Source organism: Cupriavidus sp. 05N38 (assembly GCF_056397345.1).
The window spans coordinates 1-23179 of the sequence record NZ_JBFTNF010000018.1 but is presented as its reverse complement, the minus strand read 5'-3'; the positions used below and the strand labels follow the sequence as shown (position 1 = coordinate 23179).

At 66.5% G+C, this 23179-nt stretch carries 18 protein-coding genes and 1 pseudogene; 7 read left to right on the top strand and 12 right to left on the bottom strand.

Features of this window, described 5'->3' with window-relative positions; translation table 11 throughout:
* Positions 1-28 precede the first annotated feature (28 nt).
* From AC1DK4_RS15270 to AC1DK4_RS15255, 4 genes are read left to right on the top strand one after another with little or no spacing between them, the layout of a single operon-like run.
* Complete coding sequence (locus tag AC1DK4_RS15270) at positions 29-1726, top strand: long-chain fatty acid--CoA ligase (RefSeq protein WP_441619695.1); 1698 nt, start codon at positions 29-31, stop codon at positions 1724-1726.
* The gene (locus AC1DK4_RS15265) at positions 1723-1881 is read left to right on the top strand and encodes a hypothetical protein (protein ID WP_441619693.1); all 159 of its coding nucleotides are present in this window, start codon (positions 1723-1725) and stop codon (positions 1879-1881) included. Before AC1DK4_RS15270 ends, AC1DK4_RS15265 begins: the two co-directional genes overlap by 4 nt.
* Positions 1878-2327 carry a PaaI family thioesterase gene (locus tag AC1DK4_RS15260; RefSeq protein ID WP_441619691.1) on the top strand — a complete coding sequence of 150 codons (450 nt, stop codon included), beginning with the start codon at positions 1878-1880 and terminating at the stop codon, positions 2325-2327. The genes AC1DK4_RS15265 and AC1DK4_RS15260 overlap by 4 nt, the downstream gene beginning before the upstream one ends.
* A 38-nt stretch (positions 2328-2365) precedes the next feature.
* Complete coding sequence (locus AC1DK4_RS15255; protein ID WP_441619689.1) at positions 2366-3922, top strand: acyl-CoA synthetase; 1557 nt, start codon at positions 2366-2368, stop codon at positions 3920-3922.
* Between the two features lie 119 nt (positions 3923-4041).
* Here the strand turns inward: AC1DK4_RS15255 and AC1DK4_RS15250 are convergent, their stop codons facing one another.
* Both AC1DK4_RS15250 and AC1DK4_RS15245 read right to left on the bottom strand, forming a co-directional pair.
* Positions 4042-5904 carry an alkyl/aryl-sulfatase gene (locus AC1DK4_RS15250; RefSeq protein ID WP_477131619.1) on the bottom strand — a complete coding sequence of 621 codons (1863 nt, stop codon included), beginning with the start codon at positions 5902-5904 and terminating at the stop codon, positions 4042-4044.
* A 43-nt stretch (positions 5905-5947) separates the two neighbouring features.
* A complete protein-coding gene (locus tag AC1DK4_RS15245) occupies positions 5948-6919 on the bottom strand; it encodes a Bug family tripartite tricarboxylate transporter substrate binding protein (RefSeq protein WP_441619685.1) in 972 nt (323 codons plus the stop codon).
* Between the two features lie 366 nt (positions 6920-7285).
* Between AC1DK4_RS15245 and AC1DK4_RS15240 the strand changes: the two genes are divergently transcribed.
* The gene (locus AC1DK4_RS15240) at positions 7286-7456 is read left to right on the top strand and encodes a tyrosine-type recombinase/integrase (RefSeq protein WP_441619683.1); all 171 of its coding nucleotides are present in this window, start codon (positions 7286-7288) and stop codon (positions 7454-7456) included.
* Between the two features lie 85 nt (positions 7457-7541).
* On the opposite strand, the gene AC1DK4_RS15235 is transcribed toward AC1DK4_RS15240, so the two are convergent.
* From AC1DK4_RS15235 to AC1DK4_RS15195, 9 genes and pseudogenes are all read right to left on the bottom strand, one after another.
* Entirely contained in the window at positions 7542-8885 is a 1344-nt protein-coding gene (locus AC1DK4_RS15235) for an amidohydrolase (protein WP_441619681.1), read from the bottom strand.
* A gap of 164 nt (positions 8886-9049) precedes the next feature.
* Positions 9050-10603, bottom strand: a complete 1554-nt coding sequence (locus tag AC1DK4_RS15230; protein ID WP_441619679.1) for a class I adenylate-forming enzyme family protein — start codon at positions 10601-10603, stop codon at positions 9050-9052.
* 97 nt (positions 10604-10700) lie between these two features.
* Positions 10701-12689 (bottom strand): alkyl/aryl-sulfatase, encoded by a 1989-nt coding sequence (locus AC1DK4_RS15225; protein ID WP_441619677.1) that lies wholly within the window; start codon positions 12687-12689, stop codon positions 10701-10703.
* A 22-nt stretch (positions 12690-12711) separates the two neighbouring features.
* Entirely contained in the window at positions 12712-14166 is a 1455-nt protein-coding gene (locus AC1DK4_RS15220; RefSeq protein WP_441619675.1) for an aldehyde dehydrogenase family protein, read from the bottom strand.
* An 18-nt stretch (positions 14167-14184) separates the two neighbouring features.
* The gene (locus tag AC1DK4_RS15215; RefSeq protein ID WP_441619673.1) at positions 14185-15834 is read right to left on the bottom strand and encodes a GMC family oxidoreductase; all 1650 of its coding nucleotides are present in this window, start codon (positions 15832-15834) and stop codon (positions 14185-14187) included.
* A gap of 585 nt (positions 15835-16419) precedes the next feature.
* Positions 16420-17370 carry a TIGR03571 family LLM class oxidoreductase gene (locus AC1DK4_RS15210; protein ID WP_441619671.1) on the bottom strand — a complete coding sequence of 317 codons (951 nt, stop codon included), beginning with the start codon at positions 17368-17370 and terminating at the stop codon, positions 16420-16422.
* 27 nt (positions 17371-17397) lie between these two features.
* Complete coding sequence (locus AC1DK4_RS15205) at positions 17398-17868, bottom strand: RidA family protein (RefSeq protein ID WP_441619669.1); 471 nt, start codon at positions 17866-17868, stop codon at positions 17398-17400.
* 39 nt (positions 17869-17907) lie between these two features.
* A complete protein-coding gene (locus AC1DK4_RS15200; RefSeq protein WP_441619667.1) occupies positions 17908-18942 on the bottom strand; it encodes a quinone oxidoreductase family protein in 1035 nt (344 codons plus the stop codon).
* A gap of 181 nt (positions 18943-19123) precedes the next feature.
* Positions 19124-20345: pseudogene (locus AC1DK4_RS15195) on the bottom strand (aldehyde dehydrogenase family protein).
* A 237-nt stretch (positions 20346-20582) separates the two neighbouring features.
* Here AC1DK4_RS15195 and AC1DK4_RS15190 point away from each other — a divergent pair.
* Both AC1DK4_RS15190 and AC1DK4_RS15185 read left to right on the top strand, forming a co-directional pair.
* Positions 20583-21422 (top strand): helix-turn-helix transcriptional regulator, encoded by an 840-nt coding sequence (locus AC1DK4_RS15190; protein WP_441619665.1) that lies wholly within the window; start codon positions 20583-20585, stop codon positions 21420-21422.
* A 312-nt stretch (positions 21423-21734) separates the two neighbouring features.
* Positions 21735-22580 (top strand): class II glutamine amidotransferase, encoded by an 846-nt coding sequence (locus AC1DK4_RS15185; RefSeq protein WP_441619663.1) that lies wholly within the window; start codon positions 21735-21737, stop codon positions 22578-22580.
* Between the two features lie 32 nt (positions 22581-22612).
* On the opposite strand, the gene AC1DK4_RS15180 is transcribed toward AC1DK4_RS15185, so the two are convergent.
* Positions 22613-22975: a hypothetical protein gene (locus AC1DK4_RS15180; protein WP_441619661.1), complete on the bottom strand. Its 363-nt coding sequence runs from the start codon at positions 22973-22975 to the stop codon at positions 22613-22615.
* Between the last annotated feature and the right edge of the window lie 204 nt (positions 22976-23179).

Genomic DNA, 23179 nt, shown 5'->3' with positions numbered 1-23179 from the left:
GCACATAAATACAGGAGGAGACCTGGTGATGCATTCCCCTATCATCGAACGCCCGACCGGCCCGCTCGACCTCGACCGCAGGTACGCGAAGGCCGGCCTGCCCGTGCGCATCCACACCCCTGATACCACCGTCTTCGAGAACCTGGAGTTCGCCGCCCGGCGTTATCCGCGCAAGACCGCGATCCAGTTCTACGGGGCCGCCCACACCTATGGCGCGCTGCTGCGCGAGGTGGAAGGCATGGCGGGGTACCTGCAGCAAGCCTGCGGCATCCAGCCGGGGGACCGCGTGATGCTGTTCAGCCAGAACTGCCCGCAGTTCATCGCCGCGTACTTTGCCATCCTGCGCGCGCAGGCGGTCGTGGTGCCGGTCAACGCCATGCTGCTGGAAGACGAACTGCGGCATATCGCGACCGACAGCGGCGCGGTGGCCTGCTTCTCCGCGCAGGAGATTGCGCCGCAACTGCTCCCGCTGCTTGGCGAGACGCCGCTGCGCCATGTGATCGTGCACGCCTATGGCGACGCGCTTGGCGATGACGACGCCGGCCTGGCCATTCCCGACTGGGTCCGCGTGCGCAGCACCGCCGGCAACCTGCCGCCCGGCGCCACGGGCTGGCTGCCGGCGCTGGCCGAAGGCCATCTGCCGCGTCCCTACACGGGCAAGCAGAGCGACCTCTGCATGCTGCCCTATACGTCGGGCACCACGGGCGCGCCGAAGGCCTGCACGCACGACCACCGTACGGTGATGAGTTCGGTGTCGGCCTCGCAGATCTGGCGCAAGACGAGCACCGAGGCATGCTACCTGGCCGTCGCGCCGATGTTTCACCTGCTTGGTCTGCAGAACGGCATCAACGGCCCGATCTTCATGGGCGGCACCATCGTGCTGCTGCCGCGCTGGGACGCTCGCACTGCCGCCGATCTGATCGAACGCCACCGCGTGACGTTCTGGGGTGCGCTGCCGCCGATGCTGGTGGATTTCTTCAGCCAGCCCGGCATCGAGAAGCGCGACCTGAGCAGCCTCTGCGTGGTCGGGGGCGGTGGCGCCGCCATGCCCGAGAATACCGCCGCGCTGATGCGCGAGCGCTATGGCCTGCAGTACCTGGAAGGCTACGGCCTGACGGAGACCGCTTCGTTCCTGTTCGCCAACCCGATGCACCGGCCCAAGCCGTCCTGCCTCGGCGTGCCCACCTATGGGGTGGAGGCCTACGTGATCGATCCGGAGACCCTGCAGCCGGTGCCGCAAGGCGAAGTAGGCGAGATCGTCGTCCACGGTGCGCAGATCATGCATGGCTACTGGAACAGCCCCAAGGCCAACGCCGAGTCCTTCATCGAACTCGACGGCAAGCGCTTCTTCCGTACCGGCGACCTCGCCAGCATGGACGAGGACGGCTACTACTTCATGCGCGACCGACTCAAACGCATGATCAACGCCGCCGGCTACAAGGTCTGGCCGGCAGAGGTCGAGGCCATGCTCTATCGCCACCCCGCCATCCAGGAAACCTGCGTGATCTCGGCCCGCGACAGCCATCGCGGCGAGACCGTGAAAGCGGTGATCGTGCTCAAGGCCGGACAGGAAACCACCACGGTCGAAAGCCTGCTGGCCTGGTGCCGCGAGCATATGGCGACGTACAAGGCGCCGCGCATCGTCGAGATCGTGCCGGCCATCCCCCGCACCGCCACCGGCAAGCTGGCATGGCGCACGCTGCAAGAAGCGGAACTGCGCAAATGAGCGCCATGGAGACCGAGACGCAATTCGACGACATCGTGACCGGTGGCAATACCGATGCGCCTTCGATGATGAGCGGGGAGACGGCGGCCGACACGATCCTTGGCCGGCCCGCGGTGCCGCCGGCGTGGGCACGGAACGGAGGGAAGCTCCGATGACATCCGCTTCCATGGCCCTGGAGGGCGCACAGGAAGACGTTCCGGCCGGGTTCGAGCCGCTGATCACGTCCGCCGGATTCCTCCATACCTGCGGCCAGTTCTACATGCACACGGACCAGCCCGTCGTGGGCTTCCGCGTGGGCCGGGAGCACCTGAACCTGATCGGCATCGCGCATGGTGGCTTTCTTGCCACGGTGGCGGACGTTGCGCTGGGCGCGGTGGTGCGGCGCGACCTCGCCGTGGCCGCCGCGCCGACCGTGCACCTCAGCATCGACTATGTGGGCGCGGTGCAGCCAGGGGACTGGGTGCAAGCGCACGTCCGGATCCTCAAGGATGGCCGCAAGCTCATCAATGCCGATTGCGATGTGCGYGTGGGCGAGCGCGTCGTGCTGCATGCCAGCGGGGCCTTCTTCGTCAAGGTGAGGGCGGGCAAGGCCGTCGCCTGACACCTTCCGGCCGCAGGATTCGCAACAGGAAAAAAGAAATGCACCTCACACTCAGCCTTCAGCGCGCCGTGCAACTGACACCGGATCGCACGGCAACCATTTTCCACGACCGCCGCCGCACCTATGGCGAGATGGCCGCACGCGTCGCGCGGCTGGCTTCCGGGCTGCGTACCCACGGCATGGCGACGGGCGACCGTGTCGCCATGCTCGCGCTCAATTCCGACCGCTATCTTGAGTACTTCATGGGGGTGTGGTGGGGCGGCGGCGTGGTGAACCCCGTCAATATCCGCTGGAGCGTGCCCGAGATGGCGTATTCGCTCGACGATTGCGACACACGCATCCTGATCGTCGACGACCATCACCTGCACCTGGTGGATGCGATCCGCGCGGCGTCGCGCTCCGTCAGCGTGGTGATCCACGCTGGCGACGGCGAAGCGCCTGCCGGCATGCTGTCGTTCGAAGGCCTGATCGCGGCCAGCGAGCCGGTGGCGGATGCCGGCCGGGGCGGGGCCGACCTGGCTTCGGTGATGTACACCGGCGGCACCACGGGCTTTCCCAAGGGCGTGATGCAGACGCACCTGAACCTGTGGTCGAGCGGGATGCAACGGCTGGCGGAAGCGCCGCCCGTGCGCGATGCCGCCGTGCTGCACGCCGGGCCGTTCTTCCACGTGGCGAGCCTGGGGCGCGCCATCGTACAATGGCTGGCCGGCGAGACCCACGCCGTGATCCCGTCCTTCGACGCGGCCGACGTGCTGCGAGCGATCCGCGAGGACGGCGTCGCGGAGATCGCGCTCGTGCCCACCATGATCCAGGCGACGCTGTCGCACCCGGACTTTGCCATCACCGACTTCTCCCGGGTACGGCGGCTGACCTACGGCGCCTCGCCGATTTCCGCCGCGCTGCTGGAGGAGGTCATGGCGCGTTTGCCTGGCGTCGAGCTGAGCCAGTCGTATGGCCTCACCGAGGCCTGCCCGGGCGTCTCGTCGAACCCGCCCGCCAACCACAGTGAGGCTGGACGCCAAAGTGGCCTGTTCCGCTCGGTGGGCCGTGGCGGCCCGGCCGTGCTGGTGAAGATCGTCGACGAGGCCGGCAACGAGGTGCCGCGCGGCACGGTCGGCGAGATCATTGTGTTCGGACCGAACATCATGGCCGGCTACTGGAACAAGCCGGAGGAGACCGCCAAGGCGCTGCGCAATGGCTGGCTGCATACCGGCGACGGCGGCTATATGGACGAGCAGGGCTATCTCTTCATCGTCGATCGCATCAAGGACATGATCGTCAGCGGTGGGGAGAATGTCTATTCGGCCGAGGTGGAGAATGTCATCGCCAGGCATCCGGCGGTCGCCGCCTGCGCCGTGATCGGCGTGCCGCACGAGAAGTGGGGCGAGGCGGTCCATGCCGTAGTGGTGATGCGACCGGGCATGACGGTGGATGAGGATGACGTCCGTCGGCACTGCCGGGAGTTCATCGCCGGGTACAAGGTGCCCAAGACCGTGGAGTTCCGTATGGCGCTGCCGTTGTCGGGGGCGGGGAAGGTGTTGAAGAAGGATCTGCGGGCGCCGTTCTGGGAAGGACGAACGCGGGCGGTGAACTAGACGGAACGGGCCGCGATAGCGGCCCGTTTTTCTTTCAGCCGGGCATGACGATGGCCCAGCGTTTGCTCGTTTGCTCCCCCTCCCGCAATACGTCGCAATACGGGAGGGGGAGCAAACCGTCAGGGTTCGACCACGTTGAACATCGGATCGAAGTCCTCCAGCATCCCGAGCAGCTTCACCACGCTTGCCGTATCCCCCTCGACCTGGATGGCACCCGTCTCGACGAGATGGCTGAACATCGCAGGCAGGCCGTCACCGGCCTGCAGCGCGGCCAGTGCCTCGCGTCCCAGTGACACGCTCGCCGTGCATGCCCCACGCGCCGCGCCGGGCAGGTAGGTCATGGTGGCGTTTTCCAGCCGCATGGCCCAGCATTCGCCCGTCTCGGGGTTGCGCCATTCGATCTCCATCTGTTCGCCGTTGGCCTGGTCGCCATCCAGGCGCACGGCAAAGTAGTCGAGCAGCAGTTCTAGCGGCAGGACCGACACCAGGTCGCGGCTGACATTCCTGCGGCGCAGCTTCGGCACGCCCTTGCGCAGTTCCTGCGCCCCCAGCAGGAAGGCATTGCGCCAGGTCGACGATTCGGCCGCGAAGCCGAGCTGCTCCAGCGCGTCCGCGCACAGGGCGCGGGCGTCCTGGTTGGCCGGGTCGGCGAAGACCAGGTGGTTGCTGACCTCGGCCACCCAGCGGTACTCGCCGCGCGCGAAGTCGGCGCGGGCCTTTTCCAGCAGTGCCTCGGCGCCGCCCATATAGGCCACGTAGCGCGGGCCGGACTGCTCGGGCGGCAGCGTGTGCAGGTGGGCGGGGTTGCCGTCGTACCAGCCGAGATAGCGCTGCACGATGGCCTTCACGTTGTGCGAGATGGTGCCGTAGAAGCCGCGGTTGGCCCACGTGCTGGCGAGCGAATCGGGCAGCTTCATGACCTCCGCCACCTCGATGCCGGTCATCCCGCGGTTCATCAGGCGCACGGTCTGGTCATGCAGGTGCTTGTACAGGTCCCGCTGCTGGCGCAGGTAGTGGCGAATGCGCTCGTTGCCCCAGGTGGGCCAGTTGTGCTGGGCGAACACCACGTCGGCGGTCGGCGCGTAGCGGTCGAGTGCTTCGTCCAGGTAGCGTGACCAGACGCGGGCGTCGCGCGCCTGTGCGCCGCGCAGGGGGCAGAGGTTGTGCATGGTCTGCACGCCGATCTCGGCCGTGTTCAGCGCGCGCAGGCCGGGGAAGTGCATGAACATCTCCGACGGTGCCTCGCTTTCCAGCGCCAGGTGGAAGATGATCTCGACGCCGTCGATGACGTGCGTCTCGACTTCCTGCTCGATGGTCATGGTCGGCGGGATCAGCGTGCCGGTGCCCACCGGGATGCCCTTGCCGATGCCGCAGTCGACCTGGCCGCAGGCGTGCTTGGGCAAAGACAGCCCGCCCTGGAACATGCCACGCCGCATCATGGCATTGCCGGCCAGTACGTTCTCCGACACGGTATGCCACATGAAGCCCTGCGGTGCGATGATCGGTACCTTGCGGGCCACGGCATCGGCTTCGTCCAGCACGCCGCGCGCGCCGCCGTAGTGGTCGGCGTGGCTGTGCGTGTAGATGAGGGCGCTGACCGGGCGGTCGCCACGGTGCTTGCGGTACAGGGCAATTGCTGCCTCGGCGGTCTCGGCGACGGTCAGCGGGTCGATGACGATCACGCCAGTGTCACCCTCGATGAAGCTGACGTTGGCGACGTCGAAGCCGCGCACCTGGTAGACGCGCTCGGTCACCTTGAACAGGCCGTGGGCCATGTTCAGGCGTGCCTGTCGCCACAGGTTGGGGTGGACGGTGGGTGCGGGCTGCGGATCATCGAGGAAGGCGTAGTCGGCCATCGACCAGACCAGCCGGCCCCGGGYGTCGCGGATCYCCGCGTCGGGAATGGTACCGATGAAGCCGCGCTGGGCGTTCTCGAAGTCGATATCGTCCAGAACCGGCTGGACCTGAGAGGTTGCGTTCATGGGAAAGCCGTGAAGTGTGACAAGGGGAAAAAGCAAGGAAAAATCAGTCGGCGGCCTTGGCGCCGGAGGACTGGATAAGCTGAGCCACGACTGGCTCGTTGGCTTCGAAGTCGCGGCGGAATTCCACGGCGCTGTTGCCGACCGGTTCGAGCGAGTAGGTCTCCAGGCGGGTCCTCATGGCCGGGGAGCGGGCGGCGGCGCGGGCTTCCTTTTCCAGACGGGCCAACACGGCCGGGGGCGTCTTTGCCGGCGCCAGCATGCCGACCCATCCGGCCGGGGCGAGTTCGGCATCCTGGAAACCGGCCTCGGTCATGGTCGGTACATTGGGCAGGCCCTTGGCCCGCGTGCTGCCCATCACGGCAAGCGGTTTGATCTTGCCGGAATCCATGTAGGGCCGCAGCGCTACCAGTGTCCCCACGCCCCAGGTGATCGCGCCGGCGGCGATGTCCTGTGCCATCGGCGATTCGCCCTTGTAGGGGATGTGCGCCATGTCGAGCTGCCTGCTGCGGCTCAGGTAGGCACCGACCAGATGGGCATAGGTGCCTTGCCCGTACGAGCCGTAGCTGACCTTGCCCTTGTGCCGGGCGGCCCATGCCAGCAGGCCCTTGACGTCGTTCGCAGGGACGTCGGCGGAGGCGGCGAGCACGAGATTGCCGACGCACAGCTCCGACACGAAGGCGAAGTCGCGCCGGACGTTGTACGGCACGGAGGCATAAAGGTAGGGCGTATTGATGAGCGGTGCGGAGTGGGAGATGAGCACGGTGTAGCCGTCAGCTGTGGCACGCGCTACGTTCTGCAAGGCCAGGATGCCACCGCCACCTGGCTTGTTCTCCACCACGATGCTCTGACCCATCTGCCTGCCCATCTCGTTGGCGAACGAGCGGGCCACCGCGTCGAGCGCGCCCCCCGCGGGCGCCGGGACCACGAAGGTGATGGGACGGCTGGGATACTCCTGGGCGAAGCCGGCGCTGCTGAATGCCAGCGCCAGGACTACGGAAAGTGTCTTGATGCGCACGAAGTGGCTCCTCGCTTGTGTTTCGGTTGGCATGGCTGCCGCGTGGCGGCAACCGCTTCCCGAAGCGTAGGGCCGGCCCCTGGCGTTCATCCCACCGGGGTTGGGGGGCGGGGATTTCCCCAACACCGACCGCGAAACGCCCGCGCCGATCTTTGCGAAAACACGTAGACCACAAGTCAGAAGAGTTGATTTGAATACGCACCGCAAACTGGTGGTGACACACAACTTCATTGACCTGCAGCGTTATCGTGTCGTTTCCAGCGGGAAGGTGCCGACCGGAGCGGTTGCGCTGGCGATGGCGTTCGAGTACGACGGCGGAGGCCTGGGTAAAGCCATATCCCCGGGCGGCCCCTCACCCGCCATGCAGTGGCCGAGGCATGCCAGCTCGCGCGTCAGCGTAGTGGCATCGAGAAACCCGCTACGCCGCATTCGTTGCGGCATGCCTTCGCGACGCACCTGCCGGAGGGCGGCACCGATGTGCACACGATCCAGTTGCTGATGGGCCATCGCAGCCTTGCCACCACGGTGCGCTCTTGAAGATCGCGACCAGCACCGTGCGCGAGCCGTGCTGCCCGCCGACAGCTTGCTTACTGGCGCGCAGCAGCCGCACGCCGACAGCCCCTCAGTTTGTCTTGGCCTGCGCCAATGCAGACAATACAGCAAGGCTCATCGCGCCGACGCCCGCCTTGATCGTGGGCTCCGGCACGGGAGCGAAGAAGGGGGAATGGTTCGAGGGCAGCGCCGTCTCCCCCGGCTTGCGCGAAGCGTGGTAGCGCTGCGGATCGTAGGCGCCGATGAAGAAGTACATCGACGGCACGCCGGCATTGACGAACTCCGAAAAGTCCTCGCTGCCAGTGATCGCCGGCATGCGCGTCACGCCCTTGCCGTAGGCGCTGCGCAACACGGCCTCGGTACGGGTTACCAGTTGCGCATCGTTGATGACGGCCTTGCCGCCCTCAGTAATGCGCACCTCGGGCTCGGGGGCGCCAGCCATGTCGGCCACCGCCTTGGCGGTCCGGTTGACGCCTGCCAGCATCTGCTCGCGCACCTCGGGTTTATAGGACCGGATGGTCCCGCGCAGGACCACGTCGTCGGGGATGATGTTGCCTACGGTGCCGCCCTGGATAGCGCCGACTGTGACCACGCCGAATTCCTTCGGGTCCTTCTCGCGGCTGATCACGCTTTGCAGGTCTACCACGAAGCGTGATGCCATCATGACAGGATCGATCGTCCTGTTCGGGGCGGAACCATGCCCGCCGCGGCCTTTGAAGCGGACTTCCAGGTCATCCGAATTGGAAGTGAGCGGGCCGGCATCGAAACCGATGAAGCCCACCGGCATGGGCGCCGTGTGAAGGGCAAAGGCGTAATCAGGCTTGCCGAAGCGCGTGAACAGGCCGGCCTCGAGCATGGCCTTTGCCCCGGAAACCAGTTCTTCCGCCGGCTGCGCCACGAACATCAAGGTGCCATGCCATTGCGCTTTCATCGACACCAGCGTCTGCGCGGTGCCCACCCAAGCCGCCATGTGCACATCGTGCCCGCAGCTGTGTGCGACCGGCGTGGGCTTGCCCTTCCAGTCAGTGACTGCTTTGCTGGCGTAGGGCAGTCCCGTCTTCTCCTCCATCGGCAAGGCGTCGAGTTCGGTGCGCACCAGCACCGTAGGCCCTGGGCCATTACGGAAGATCGCCACCAGGCCCGTCTTGCCGATGCCCTCGGTGACGTCGAAACCGAGCCTGCGCATCTCGCTGGCCAGCCTCGCGGCGGTGCGGGTCTCCTGGAATCCGAGCTCGGGGTGCGCGTGCAGGTCCATGTAGAGGGCGTCGAGCGCGGGGTAGGCCGACACCAGGTTGCCATCGATTGCGGTCTTGAGCTTCGCCACATCGATCTCGGCCTGGGCGCAAACCGTGCTGGCGAACATACTCAGCAACACACCGCCGGCAAGCTGCGATATCCGGGAAGAAAAGGTCATGCAAACGTCTCCGTTGATCTTGGTAGCGGGAGCGCGGCGATCGGCAAACACCGGCGTCACGTTAGTGCCTGGAGCACTAGGCTAGCTGATCGCTGTGGCGGATTCGCCCCCCGGAATGGGTGGCTGGGGATTGCCCTTACGTCAGGGCCACATGCCGCATGCCTTCACACGGCGCGCCAATGCCCCTCCCAGAACTTGTCGCGAATCTGGCGCTTGAGCACCTTGCCAACCGCGCTGCGCGGCAGGTCGGTCCAGAACTCAACCGACTTGGGCGCCTTGACGCCGCCGAGCACCTGCTTGCACTGCGCCATCAGCTCTTCGGCCATGACCTCGTGTCCGGGCTTGACCTGCACGATCGCCTTGACCGCCTCGCCCCATTTGGGATCGGGTACCCCGATCACCGCGCAATCGAGCACGGCCGGGTTGTTGAGGATGACGGCCTCGATTTCCGACGGGAAGACATTGAAGCCACCACTGACGATCATGTCCTTCCTGCGGTCGACGATGGTGATGAAGCCGCGCTCGTCGCGGATGCCGATGTCGGTCGTGTGATGCCAGCCGAACGTCGATACCTGCGCGGTTTCTTCCGGCATCTTGTAGTAGCCCTTCATGACCATGGTCGAGCGGACCACGATCTCCCCTTTTTCACCGGGGCCGAGGAGGTTGCCGTCGTCGTCCATGATCTCGACGCACGCCAGCGGCGTGCCCTTGCCGGCCGAGCGCAGCGCGGCGTCGTCGAAGCTGCCGTTCGGCAGCAGGTAGTCCTGCGGCCGCTTGAAAATCACCGGCATGCCGCATTCGCTCTGGCCGTAAACCTCGTGCACGACCGGGCCGAAGCGCTCCACCGCCTCGCGCATCCGCTCCGGGGCGATGGGCGCGCCACCGACCAGCAGGCATCGGAGCGAGGACAGGTCCGCGGTGGCAATGGCCGGGTCCGCCAGCAAGGCGTAGAGGACGGTGGGCGGGAGGAACATATGGGTGATGCCCTCGCGCTGGATGACCTCCAGCACGGTCTTTGGATCGAAGCCTGGCAACACCACGGTGCGGCCGCCCCGGATCGCCCCTGCCAGCGTGACGATGGCGGCCGCATGCGTGAGCGGCGCCACCGCCAGCACGCGCGAGGCGCGCTCCAGTTGCAGCGATTCGTAGACGTTGATCAGGGCGATCTCGTATGAGCGGTGGGTATGCTCCGCGCCTTTCGACGGGCCGGTAGTGCCGCCGGTGGGCTGCAGCAGCATGGTCTGGTCCGGATTCTCCGGCGGCGCGCGAAACGGCTCACGGTAGGCGTCGAGCCAGTCCTGCAGGCAGTCGCCATGCGCCGAGGGTTGGTCGATGCAGATGAACTTGCGCACCCGTGGCAGGCCGGCCTTCAGCGCCAGCACGGCGTTTTCGTACGCGCTGTGGAACAGGATGGCCTCGCAGTCGGCGTAGTCGAGCACGGCGATGTTGGTCTCTACCGCGTTGCGCGTGTGCACCGAGATCCAGGCCATGTCGGCCCGGTTGGCAGCGATCTGCAGCAGGCTGATGCGATAGTCGTTCGGCGCGTAGATCGCGATATGCGCGCCGGGCGACAGCGCCTTGTCGGCGTTCAGGCCATGGGCCACGGCATGCACGAAGCGCCTGGCCTGGGCAAAGGTGACGTGCGTGGCGCCGTCGATGAAGGCGAGGTCATCCGCGAAGCGTGAGGCGGCGGCGTCGAAGTAGTCTGCTAGGCGCATTGGGTTCTCCTTTGTGCTTCGCCGGCCCAGCCGCGGGGTAGGGCGGGCCAGCTGATGGTCTGGATGGGGGCTCGCCCGCCGTGGCGGGACGGCGTGCTCAAGGTGTGACGATATTGAATTGGGTGTCGAAGGTATCGAGCATGCCGATGAACTCGCCCAGCTTCTGGCCCTGACCCTCGAGCTTGATCTGGCCCTTACTGACCGCGGTCGGGAAGTCCAGGCGACGCAGGTTGATCTCGTCCAGCGTGGCCTTGGCCAGGCGCACGGTGACGTCGGCGTTCGGGTTCAGTTCGCCGCGCCGGTATGTCAGCACGCCGTTGTGCAGCGTCAGCGCGAAGGGCTGCTTGCTGTCCTCGAACACCCAGTTCAGCGTCATGTCGTGGCCCTGTGCCTTCCCGGCGTTCATGCGCACGGCAAGGTAGTCGAAGAACAGGCCAGGTTCCATCGCCTGGATCATGTCGAGGCGGGTGGCGCCCATGTCGTACTTCGGGACACCGTTGCGCAGTTCCATGGCTGCCGTCAGGTAGGCGTTGCGCCATGTGGCATTTTCAGTCTGGTAGCCGAGTTGCTCCAGCGCCGCCGCCTGCAGGTCACGCGCGGCCTTGTTGTCGGCATCGGCGAATACGACGTGGTTGCCGAGCTGCACGGCCCAGCGGTAATCCCCCTTGTCCATCGCGCCGCGCATCAGGCGCAGCACGGCGTCAGCACCGCCCATGGCGGCTACATAGCGCCTGGCGGCATCGGTTGGCGGCAACGGGTCGAGGTTTGCCGGATTGCCGTCGTAGAAGCCGAGGTAGCGCTGGTACACGGCACGCGAGTTGTGGCTGAGCGAGCCGTAGTAGCCGCGCGTGTACCACTTGCGGTCGAGGTCGCCCGGAAGCTTGTCCATCTTCTCGGAGATCTCGGCCGGTGTGTAGCCTTTGTTGATCAGGTTCAGCGTGCCGTTATTGAGGTATGCATACATGTCACGCTGGTCGGCCAGCATCGTGCGGATGCGGTCGGCGCCCCAGGTCGGCCAGTTGTGCGACACGAACATCACGTCGACCTTGTCGCCGTAGCGCTCCAGGCTCGCGTCGATGTAGGTGGCCCACGCCTTGGGGTCGCGCACCAGCGCGCCACGCAGCGTGAGAATGTTGTGCATCATCGGCGTCGTGTTCTCCGACATGCACAACGCCCGCAGCTCAGGGAAGAAGAAATTCATCTCGGCAGGCGCTTCCGTGCCCGGCGTGAGCTGGAACTCGACCTGGACACCAGCGATCCGGTGCGTCTCGAACGTGTTCCGGATCAGCACGGTCGGCGCAAGCAGGGTCTGCGTGCCGTGCACCGGCAGGCCCTTGCCGAGCCCGCCGTCGATCTGCCCGAGTTCGCCGTGCGGCAGCAGGACGCCGTACTGGAACTGCGCGCGGCGCATCATGGCGGTTCCGGCCAGGACTCCCTCGCTGATGGCTTCCTCCATGAAGCCGGCCGGGGCATAGATCTTCACCTTGCCGGAACGCACGTCAGCCTCGTCCACGACGCCGCGCACGCCGCCGAAGTGGTCGCCGTGGCTGTGGCTGTAGGCCACCGCCACCACCGGCTTGCGCGGGCGATGCTGGTAGTACAGTTCCAGCCCTGCGCGGGACGTCTCGGTCACGGTCAGCGGGTCGATGATGAACAAGCCCTCGTCGCCCTCGATGATCGTCATATTGGCCGCGTCAATGCCGCGGACCTGGTAGATGCGCGGCGCCACCTCGAACAGGCCGGCGTTGCGGTTCAACTGGGCCAGCCGCCACAGGGCAGGGTTGATGGCGTCGGACACCTTGTCGGTATCCAGGAAAGCGTAGGAGTCCAGGTCGATCACGACCTGCCCGGCCGCATTGCGGATCTTGCCCTTGAATGGCGCCACCAGGCCGCGCGTGACCGACTCGAAATCGGTGCGGTCGGTAAACGGCAAGGCCTTCACGGCCTCGGCGTTCTTCGCGGCGGTGATGGTGCTCGGCGGCAGGCTGCCTTGCGGGTTGGCGGCCAGCACGGGCTGGAACAGCGTCGCGCCGATCAGCGACGCCATCACGGCCAGACGGCAACGCGCGGTTGAAAAGCGATTCATACATCCCTCCAGTAAGTCTTCTCTATGCGGCAGGCGGGGCGTTCACCGCCGGATCAGCGACGCGATGAACTGCCGCCCCTGCTCGGTGTACGGCGGGGGCAACGGATCCAAGGCCTTTGGCGGGCAGCGATAGACGGCTCGCGCGTGGCTGAACGTGCGGAACCCGTCCCGGCCGTGGTAGACGCCCATGCCGCTTGGGCCGACGCCGCCGAACGGCAAATCCTCGACGCCGCCGTGAGCGAGCACGCCGTTGAGCGTCACGCCGCCCGACGTGGTGCGCGTCGAGGACGCGCGCTTCTTCCGTGGGGTCGGTGCCGAAGTAGTACAGGCCGAGCGGATGCGGATGCGCCTCGATGTACGCAAGCACCTCGTCGATGGAGTCGTAGGGCTTCACCGGCAACAGCGGCCCGAAGATCTCGTCCTGCATGATGGCCATGTCGTCGGTCGGGTCGATGACCAGCGCCGGGGCCATGCGGCACACCGTGCCTGCGTCATCAAAGGACTCGTTCGCCGGGCTCAGCTCGACGACGCGGGCGCCATGACGGGCCGCGTCGGCCAGGTAGCCCTGCAGGCGCCGCAGGTGCCGCTCGTTGACGATGGCCGTGTAGTCGGGGTTGTCGCGAAGCGTGGGATAGCACCGCGCCACGGTGTCGCGGGCCGCGTCGATGAAGGCTTCCACGCTCGCTTTCGGCACGAATACGTAGTCGGGCGCCAGGCAGATCTGGCCTGCGTTGCACAGCTTGCCGGCCATGATGCGGGCCGCGGCCTCGCGCAGGTCCGCCGACTGCGAGACGATGGTCGGCGATTTGCCGCCGAGTTCCAGCGTGACCGGCACGAGATTCTGCGCCGCGGCGGCCATTACCTTGCGCCCGACGGAGCCCGCGCCGGTGAACAGGAGATGGTCGAAACGCTGGCGGGTAAAAGCTTCACCAACGTCCTGGCCGCCTGTCACCACCGCGACCTCGCGCTCGTCGTAGGCCGAGCGGATCAGCCGCGCCATCAGCTCCGCGGTGGCCGGGGTGAATTCCGATGGCTTGATCACCGCGCGATTGCCCGCGGCGAGGATGCCGGGCAAGGCCATGAAACACGCGGCCATCGGGAAGTTCCACGGCCCCATGACGCCCACCACGCCCCGCGGCTGGTATTGCACCCAAGCCTCGCCACGCGGCACCGGGCGCGGCTCCGGCTGCATCCATTGCTCCACTTGCGCGCGTGCGTGCTTCAGCGCGTTCAGCGGGGAAAGCACCTCGGTCACGCGGGAGAAATCATGGCTGCGGTGGCCGAAGTCGGCGCCGATGGTCTCTACGATCTCCTGCTGGTGATCCACCAGCAGGCCGATCGCGCGGTCCAGCCAGTCGATGCGCTGCGCCGCACTGGCCGGTCCGGCTGCCAGATGCGCCGCCCGCTGGCACGCGACGATGGCGGCGATCCGGGCGTCGATGCCCGCGCTGGTGCAGGTGGGGGTATTGTCTTGCATGCTGTCTTCTCCTTGATCTCAGCCGGCCGTGCCGGAACGGCCGAGGATCAGGTCGGCGGCCTTCTCGCCGATCATGATGGCGGGGGCATTGGTGTTGCCGCCGATGATCGTCGGCATGATCGAGGCGTCGGCCACTCGCAGGCCCTCCACCCCGCGCACACGCAAATCCGGATCCACCACGGACGCAACATCCCCGCCCATGCGGCAGGTGCCCACGGGGTGGAAAGCCGTATCAGCCTGCTGGCGGATCATGGCGCGGATGGCGTCGTCGTCGCTGCCGTCGGCCGCGAGGTGGCCATGGTGCAGCGGCTTCGCGCCGAAGCGGGACAGCGGCGCCTGGTCCAGGATGCGCTTGACGATGCGCACGCCTCTCACCAGCACATCCATGTCGCGTTCATCGGACAGCATGTTCAGGTCGATGGCGGGCACCTCGCCGGGATCGGCGGACTTCAGGCGCAGCACGCCCCGGCTGTATGGGCGCAGCACGCAGACGTGGCACGAGTAGCCATGGCCGTACGGATGCTTGCGGTCGACGATGGCCGGCGCAAAGTGAAGTTGAAGGTCGGGATCGGCCAGTTCCGGCTGCGACTTGATGAACGCACCCGCCTCCACGAGATTGCTGGTCCACATGCCGGTGCGCACGCGCCGGTAGTAGCGGCGCAGTTCCATTGCCATGCGCAGGCCGCCGCGCAACGAGATGCCGAACAGGTCGGCGGTGGTCAGCCGCGCCGACAGCAGCGCGTCGACGTGCTCCTGCAGGTTGCGGCCCACTTCGGGCGCGTCGTGGATGACGGCGATGCCATGCTCGCGCAGATGGCCGGCCGGCCCGATGCCGGAGAGCATCAGCAGTTGCGGCGAGCCATATGCCCCGGCGCTCAGGATGATCTCGCGCCGGGCCCGCAGCACCTGCTCCCGGCCATCGCGCATCACGGCCACGCCGGCGGCGCGCTTGCCGTCGAACACGATGCGCAGCACCTGCGTATCCGTCAGCACATGCAGGTTGCCGCGTCCGCCGGACAGGTCGCCCTTGCCGCCCCGGCTGCCGTGCAGGTAGGCGCGGGCGGCATTCCACCGTTCACCGTTGCGCTGGGTGACCTGGAACATGCCCGCGCCTTCCTGGCGCGGACCGTTGAAGTCGTCGTTGCGCGGGTAGCCGGCCGCCTGCGCGGCCTCGATAAACAGGTGCGAGAACGGCGTGGGCGAGCGCACGTCGCTGACATGGAGCGGACCATGGCCGCCGTGCAGCGCGTCGTCGTCGCGGCCCGCCAGGCGCTCATTGCATTCGGCGCGCCGGAAGTACGGCAGCACGTCCTGCCACGCCCACCCGTCGCAGCCGAGCGCCGCCCAGCGGTCGTAGTCGCCAGGCGTGCCGCGGATGTAGATCATGCCGTTGATCGACGAGCTCCCACCCAGGCCCCGGCCGCGCGGCTGGAAGCTGCGGCGCCCGTTGAGTCCGGCCTCGCGCTCGGAGCGGTAAAGGTAGTTGCGCTGGCTGCGACGAGTGACGGTAACGGCCGCCGCCACCGGCGTCGTGACCAGTGCACTTTTGTCGTGCGGCCCTGATTCGAGCAGCGCGACTCTTCCGCTGCCTGCGTCGGCCAGACGGCCCGCCACGGCACAGCCGGCCGATCCGCCGCCAATCACGATGTAGTCAAACTGACTTTCCATCAGGTGCATTCCTTGTCCTCGTGAGATGTCCAGGCTCCGCAGCCCTTCACTGACCTGGCATGCGGATGCCTTCATACGCTCGACCATCCAGTGGCGTGTCATGGAACGGCAGCCTAGATGCCGCGCCGGTCCTGGTTGCGCACTTCCACCTGCCTCGGATAGACACGGCAGCAGGGAGGTCGCCCACTGGAAGATCCCGTTTCGCGTAAGAAGCGGGCGCGCGAATTCTTGCTGCGATCGGCTTCCCCGGCCGCCAACGCCAGAATTCGCACAGTAAGTGCGACTAGCCGGATACGTGTCTCTTGCCCCCGGCGTCACAGACGGATTGAAGCATTCGAGATAGGGGCGATACCCACCGGGCTTGGGGGGGGAATTGTGTAATGCGCCGAACGGGGCAATGTCGCGACAAGGGTGCTGGAATATCGTCAGCGAGCCACATTACGAATTGACCGGCTGCGCCAATCTCTGTGGCGTTGCTTCAGGCGCGAGGGCGGAACCTGATCCCGGAAACGGCGCTGGAGGCAGCGCTGGAGGGCGATGGAGCGCAGGCACAAGCTTTCGACATTGCCGGTGCCGCGCTGCTCATCAACTGACTGCGTGGAACGCCGGCAGGACTTCCGCGGCGATTTCTTCGATCACCTCGCGCGGCGGGCGCCCCGAGGCCGGTAAGTTCAGCGATACATGATGTGTCCCGCTTTCACGCATGTCCCGCAGCACGTCGACCAGGCCGCGCCGCCCGACGTGGTAGCCCAGTGGAATGGGCGTTGCGGGCGCGTCCGGGTTGGCATCCAGGTCCAGTCGCATGGCCACACCAAAGCCTCGGAACGCACCGGGCACGGCGCGCTCGACCGCGGTGCGCCACATCCGGTGCCTGGCGTGCTGGTCCTGCGGCTCGCGGTGATAGGTCATCCAGCCGCAGGCGTTCCGTGCGATCCAGTCGACGCTCTGGCCGCCTGAGCCAACGGCCAGCAGCGGGATGGCGGCTGGCGACGCCGGCAACAGGAAGAACGCCGGCGAATCGGGACCTGCGTGGTCAGGCGCGACTCGTGAGGGCAGGTTGACCGCCGCCGCGACGGTCTCCCAGTTGCGCCGGAACAGTTCCCTGCGTTGCTCGGTGTCCTTGCCGAACGCGGCGTACTCCGGTGGCCGGTCGCCGGAGCCCAGGCCGAGCATGAAGCGATTCTGCGACAGTGCATTGGTCGAGATGGCACCCTTGGCAATATGCAGCGGATGCCGCAGTGTCAGGACGATGGCGCCGCTGGCCAGGGCGATCTGTTCGGTCCGCGCAGCCAGCGCGCCGAGGAAGACCCAGGGATCGAGGTGGCCGACTGGATCCGGATAGTCGGCACTGTTGAGCGGCACGTCGCGGATCCAGAGCACACGAAATCCGAGCGTGTCGGCCAGGCGGGCCAGCCCAAGCTGCTCGCTGAAGTCCGCCACGGTTTGCCCGGCCCGGAGCATCGGCAGTGACAGGCCCACGGAGAGTTGCCGGTCACTGAAGACCCGCCCGAACGTGCCTGCGTGCTTGTTGTCCATCGCGCATTCCTCCTTTCGCGCAGCGCTTCACGGCGCCTTCAGCTCGGCGGTGACGGCGACCGCCACGGGCAGCCGGCCCGGCAGGTTGCGCACCCCGCACAAGGAACGCGCATGGCCGGCCCGGCCGGCGAATACCGCCGCCAGCAATTCCGAGGCGCCGTCGAGCACATACGGATGGCGCTCGAAATCGTCGGTGCACGCGACATAGCCTTCCACGCGCACGATCTGCCTGACACGTCCGAATCCCCCCAGGTAGCGATGCATCTGGGAAAGGGCATTGAGGGTGGCCAGCCTGGCGGCGAGCCGGCCTTCCTCGACCGTCAGCTCGCCACCGACCAGGCCGACCAGTTTCGGCTGGCCGGCGACCATCGGGCCCTGCATCGATACGAACAGCATCGCACCCGCCTCCACCACCGGCAGGTAGGCGCCCAGCGGCTGCATCGGTTCGGGCAAGGCAAGGCCAAGCGCCGCCAGGCGCTCCATCACGTCGTCAGCCATGGTTGGGCTCCCGCGTTATTGCATGACGCCGGCAAGGCATCATGCCACCCAAGGCAGGAGCACAATGCTGCCCCGGGCGTGTTGGCCGGCGATGCGCCGGTGTGCCTCGGCAGCCTGCGACAAGGGCAGCACGCTGTCAACCTGCGGCTTGATCTTGCCCTCCCGGATCGGGGCGAGCCAGGCGTCAAAGTCCTCGATGTCGCCCACCAGCGTGCCGCGCAACTGCTTCTGCGCGAAGAAGAAGTCGCGGATATCGAAGGTGACATCCGTGCCGGCCATGAAGCCCATGGCCACGATGATGCCGAGGGGCTTCACCGCGGCAATCGTGCGGGGCAGGATGTCGCCACCCAGGTTGTCGATCGCGACATCGACGCCGCGGCCATCGGTCCAGGCGTGCAGTGCTTCAACGAAATCCTCTTCCCTGGCATTGATGACCAGTTCGGCGCCGAGGTCTTTTGCGAGCGCGGCAGAGGCGTTGTCCTGCACGGTGGTGGCCACGCGCGCGCCGAGGGCACGGGCTACCTGGATGGCCATCATGCCGGTGCTCGACGCGCCGGCATGAATCAGCACCATGTCGCCTTCGGTGACTTCGCCGACGATCTGCACCGAGCGGATGGCGATCAGCAGCGCCACCGGCAGTGCCGCAACCTGCTCGACCGGCAGGCCGGTGGTGTCGCGCAGCAGCCAGGCCTCGGGCACGACGATGTACTGGGCATAGGTGCCCGGGATCTGGATGCCGGGGATCGCGTAGCTGGCCGCCGCGGTCACCGGGCGGATGCCGGCCTCGGCCGCAGCGGTCGGGTAGCCTGGCATGGAGATCACGCGATCGCCGGGCGCGAAGCGGGTTACGCCCTCGCCAAGCCCGGCCACTTCCCCGACTGCGTCGGATCCCAGGATGTGGGGGAACGGCAGCGCCGGGGCGATCTGCCCGAGGCGCACATAGTGATCCAGCCGGTTCACGCCGACGGCCAGTACCTTGACCAGCACTTCGCCCGGGCCGGGCGTCGGGGTAGCCATGTCTTCCAGTTGAATCTGCTCGGGTCCGCCAAAGGACCGGATGACTGCTGCTTGCATCTTGGAACTCCAATATCAGTGAATCGGTGCCTCGGTTCGAGGCACCTGGTGTCTTTGTCCTGTGTCTTTGCCCTGTGCTCTACGACCGGGGCCAGGGACAATGCCGCGACGGTGGACGAGCTTGACCAGAACCTGGCCCGGAGCGCACCACGCCGCGGCGTAGCAAGGCCTCGTCCCACGCTTACGCGAGCAGCACCGTGATGGCCTTTTCTTCGGTGTAGGCCAGCACGCCGGACAACCCGCATTCGCGCCCGATGCCGCTGGTCTTCATGCCGCCCCAAGGCAGCCGCGCATCGATCGGTGCCCAGCAATTGATGCCGATGGCGCCCGCCTTGACCGCATGCGCGACGCGATGGGCCCGTGCCAGGTTGCTGGTCCAGACGGTGGCGGCAAGCCCGTAGCGCGTATCGTTGGCCAGTGCGATCGCCTCGTCTTCGGAATCGAAGGCAATCACGACTCCGACGGGACCGAAGATTTCCTCCTGCGCGATGCGCATGCTGTTGCGCGCCTTCGCAAAGATGGTCGGCCTGGCGAACCAGCCGCGCGTGTGCGGCGCGACGCCACCAGCCAGCAACTGAGCGCCTTCCCTGATGCCCTCCGCGATATAGGCGTTGATGCGCTCGAATTGCTCGCGCTTGGCCACGGCACCCATCTGCACGCCTTCCGCCGCAGGATCGCCGACCGCGATCGATGCCGCCACCTCCGCCAGCGCCGTGGCAAACGAATCGGCAAGGCTGCGGTGCACCAGGATGCGCGAGCCAGCGGCGCAAACCTGTCCTTGGTTGAAGAACAGGCCCATCGCGCAGCCTTTCACAGCGGCTTCCAGCGGCGCATCCTCGAACACGATCTGCGGGCTCTTGCCGCCGAGTTCCAGTGATACGCGCTTGAACAGCGGCCCGGCAATGCGCTGGATCTCGCGCCCGACCTCGGGGCTGCCGGTGAAGGTGATCTTGTCCACGCCGGGGTGCTCGCACAACGCGCGGCCCACGACCTCGCCAGCGCCGGTCACGACGTTCAGCACGCCGTCAGGGAACCCGGCTTCCTTGCACAGCGCCGCAAGATGCAACGCGGACTGCGGCGTCTCCTCGGCCGGCTTCAGCACCAGGGTGCAGCCGGCGGCCAGCGCCGGCCCGATCTTCCAGCAGGAGTTGCGCCGCGTCGCGTTCGCACAGGTCTGCAAGCTTGCCGATCAACCGGCCACGTTCCGTGCCGGACATGCGCGACCAGATTCCGCCGTCCAGCTGAGCGCGCGCAGCCTGTACCGCACGGTCCACATCCTCGCGCGTGCCGGCGGCCATGGTAGCGATGACGCTCTCCGTCACCGGGCTGGTGACGTCGAGGGTAAGACCGCTGGAGGCGGCCACGGCCTGCCCGTCAATGAAGTGCCGAAGCATCGGGATCATCTTTTGTCTCCTGTTGGCCAGCCGCAATGTCTGGCGGCTGTCTGCCCGCGGGATCGAGGGCGAGCCGGCAGTCTCCCAAGGTCGCCGCAGTCCGGCCATTGCGAAGATTCGCAGTGCTGTTCCGCCGGCCAGCGGAGATCGGATAATTGACCGACCGCACGGTCGGTTATAAGATCGGTCGCGTTACGTGGCCGGCTGATCGCGCGTAGGGCGAGAACGGCGCGCAAAGGAGGCGACATGATCACGCAAAGCTATGAAGCAGTGCTGCTGTGCGCACAACGGGAGCTGCGCGATACGCTGCTGGCAAGCGGCCGTGCCCCGGCCAGGCCGGGCAGTCGTGAACTGGCTGCCGAGATGCTGCTGAACCTCGATGACGCGCAAGCTTGCTGGCGCGTGGCCGCGCGATGGCTGCGGGCGAGCTTTGCCGTGGATCGGGTCGACGCAGGCTTCCACACGCCCGGGCAGCGCTACTACATCCCCTCGGCGCAGGCGCTCGCGTCCGACGATGTGCCGCAGATGGCCGGCACGCCCATCGATACCCACGAAGCGGGCGTCGCTTCGCTATGGCTCACTGGCGAGCCGATCGCCTTCCGGGAAGTCGACAGCGATGCGCGGCTGAGCCGGTCGCTGCGCCGGGTCCTGACCCATGCGCACACCGCGTCCAAGCTCGCGACATGCGTGCGCCACCAGTCCAGACCGGTTGGCCTGATCTGCCTGGACCAGCTCGACCGGGTACGCAACTGGTCGGAGCAGGACGCGCTGCAGCTCAAGAGCGTGGCGGCCGACATTCTCGGCCCCATTCTCCATGCCGCGCGCCAGCTGGCTGCGCAGCGCGACGCGGCGTGCGGGGAGGGCGCGGCACCGCCTGCCGACGCCAGCCAGCTGACTGCGTCGGAGGCCCGCGTCGCGCGCCTGGTTGCGCGCGGCCTCAGCTACAAGGAAATCGCCCGCGAGCTGGAGCGCTCGCATTCCACCGTCGATCATCACCTGCGCAGTATCCGGCAGAAGCTTGGCGTTTCCTCGACGTCCCGCCTGATCCGCGTGCTTGCCGGGATTTTCCCGCAGCATGCCAACTGAGCGACAGGATGGTCCCTGTCCGGACCTTGAGACACTGGATACCCCTTGCAAGCCGGGTGGCCTGATGGGGCACCAGCACCGCAGCGAGATTTGTCCACCATTTGTCCATCATTTGTCCACCGCATGACCGGATAAGCCTGTGGACAAGCCGGGCGGGGACAGATAGCCAACGGCCTCCGAGGATTTGATCAATGTYCCGGCAAAGAGAGTAGCCGCAACCGAACCGCCGGATCTGGCACGAATAGTACGAATGCTCCTATAACTGGAAGGTGGACCGGAAGGCACCGGCCTCACTTGTCTAGGAGGAGCATCATGTGCCGCTGGCTGGCCTACTCGGGCAAATCCGTTCCGCTGGAAACGGTGCTGTTCCAGCCGGAACACTCGCTGATCGACCAGAGCCTGAATTCGCGGCTGGGTCAAACCACTACCAATGGCGACGGGTTCGGTGTCGGCTGGTACGGGCGTCACTCGGAGGTGCCGTTCCGCTACCGCTGCCTGCACCCGGCCTGGAGCGACACCAACCTGCGTGAGACGGCGCGGGCCGTGCGGGCGCCGCTGTTCGTCGCCCACGTGCGCGCGGCCACCGGCACGCCGACGCAGGAGACCAACTGCCATCCGTTCCGCTTCGGCCGCTGGCTGTTCGTGCATAACGGCCTGATCCGCGAATACCCCCTCGTGCGGCGCGACCTGATGATGGCCGTGGCGCCGCACCTGTTCCGCTGGATCGAGGGATCGACCGATTCCGAGGTCATGTTCTTCCTGGCCCTGACCTTTGGCCTGGAGCGCGACCCGTGCAGCGCGCTGGAGCAGATGGCCGGGCTGATCGAGGACGTCGGCCACCGCCACGACGTGCAGTATCCACTCAATATGACCGTCTGCGTGACCGATGGCCGGCAGATCGTGGCAGTGCGCTATTCGAGCGAGGCAGACTCGCGCTCGCTGTTCCACAGCACCTCGTTCCGGCAGTTGCGCGCACTCTACCCGGATGACCCGCGCGTCATCGCCGCCGGCGACGATGCCTTCCTGGTGCTGTCCGAGCCGCTGATCAATGTGCAGGGGGTGTGGGAGGAGATTCCCGAGGCGAGCATCCTGGTCGCCCGGGGCGGTGAGATCGAGCACAACCGCTTCCTGCCGCGGCTGCCGAACCAGTCGAAGTAAGGGGGCGGTCGGAGGCGAATCGGGAGCGGGATTCAGCGCCACAAGGGCGGGCAGGCGGTGGTGGACTGCTTGCCGGGCTGGCAGCTATTTGGGATAGACGCGTGAGTGCCGTTCTGGATGCTCGGCCACGGCCCAAAGCGCCGCAAGGTGCTCGCGATGACGATTCGCATGGTGTCCCCGGAGCGATTCGTCGAAATTTTCAGAAAAGTCTTGCCAGCCAACTGCGCGCGCCTTAGTATTCGGTCCCTTCGCAACACGAAGCGCGGCTGCAAAGCAGACGGGACAAGGGTTGCGGGGGCAAAGGTGAGGTTGGCGGTGCTATTGCTATAGGCGCGGCGAACCGGAGCAAAAAAAAGTTTTGCAAAACCTTTGATAAAACGTAGAAAGTAATTCATAATCTCGTTTCTCTGCTGCTGAAAACAAAGCAGCGACGCGGTAAGCAAAGCGAATCGCGGCAAGTTCTTTAACAAACAAACAACCGATAAGTGTGGGCGCTTGATAGCGGATGCCCGGTGCGCAAGCACTGGAGCTTACAAGTTATAAAGTGCTCGCACAGTAAAACATGTTCGGTTCTTCTTCGGGAGGATCGAGTCAGTTTT

Excerpts from the sequence above, each read along its gene's own strand:
- AC1DK4_RS15190 (WP_441619665.1), top strand. The coding sequence starts at position 20,583 with ATGATCACGCAAAGCTATGAAGCAGTGCTGCTGTGCGCACAACGGGAG.
- AC1DK4_RS15185 (WP_441619663.1), top strand. The coding sequence starts at position 21,735 with ATGTGCCGCTGGCTGGCCTACTCGGGCAAATCCGTTCCGCTGGAAACG.
- AC1DK4_RS15225 (WP_441619677.1), bottom strand. The coding sequence starts at position 12,689 with ATGAATCGCTTTTCAACCGCGCGTTGCCGTCTGGCCGTGATGGCGTCG.
- AC1DK4_RS15210 (WP_441619671.1), bottom strand. The coding sequence starts at position 17,370 with ATGGACAACAAGCACGCAGGCACGTTCGGGCGGGTCTTCAGTGACCGG.
- AC1DK4_RS15220 (WP_441619675.1), bottom strand. The coding sequence starts at position 14,166 with ATGCAAGACAATACCCCCACCTGCACCAGCGCGGGCATCGACGCCCGG.
- AC1DK4_RS15215 (WP_441619673.1), bottom strand. The coding sequence starts at position 15,834 with ATGGAAAGTCAGTTTGACTACATCGTGATTGGCGGCGGATCGGCCGGC.
- AC1DK4_RS15265 (WP_441619693.1), top strand. The coding sequence starts at position 1,723 with ATGAGCGCCATGGAGACCGAGACGCAATTCGACGACATCGTGACCGGT.
- AC1DK4_RS15180 (WP_441619661.1), bottom strand. The coding sequence starts at position 22,975 with ATGAATTACTTTCTACGTTTTATCAAAGGTTTTGCAAAACTTTTTTTT.
- AC1DK4_RS15200 (WP_441619667.1), bottom strand. The coding sequence starts at position 18,942 with ATGCAAGCAGCAGTCATCCGGTCCTTTGGCGGACCCGAGCAGATTCAA.
- AC1DK4_RS15230 (WP_441619679.1), bottom strand. The coding sequence starts at position 10,603 with ATGCGCCTAGCAGACTACTTCGACGCCGCCGCCTCACGCTTCGCGGAT.
- AC1DK4_RS15270 (WP_441619695.1), top strand. The coding sequence starts at position 29 with ATGCATTCCCCTATCATCGAACGCCCGACCGGCCCGCTCGACCTCGAC.
- AC1DK4_RS15235 (WP_441619681.1), bottom strand. The coding sequence starts at position 8,885 with ATGACCTTTTCTTCCCGGATATCGCAGCTTGCCGGCGGTGTGTTGCTG.
- AC1DK4_RS15205 (WP_441619669.1), bottom strand. The coding sequence starts at position 17,868 with ATGGCTGACGACGTGATGGAGCGCCTGGCGGCGCTTGGCCTTGCCTTG.
- AC1DK4_RS15255 (WP_441619689.1), top strand. The coding sequence starts at position 2,366 with ATGCACCTCACACTCAGCCTTCAGCGCGCCGTGCAACTGACACCGGAT.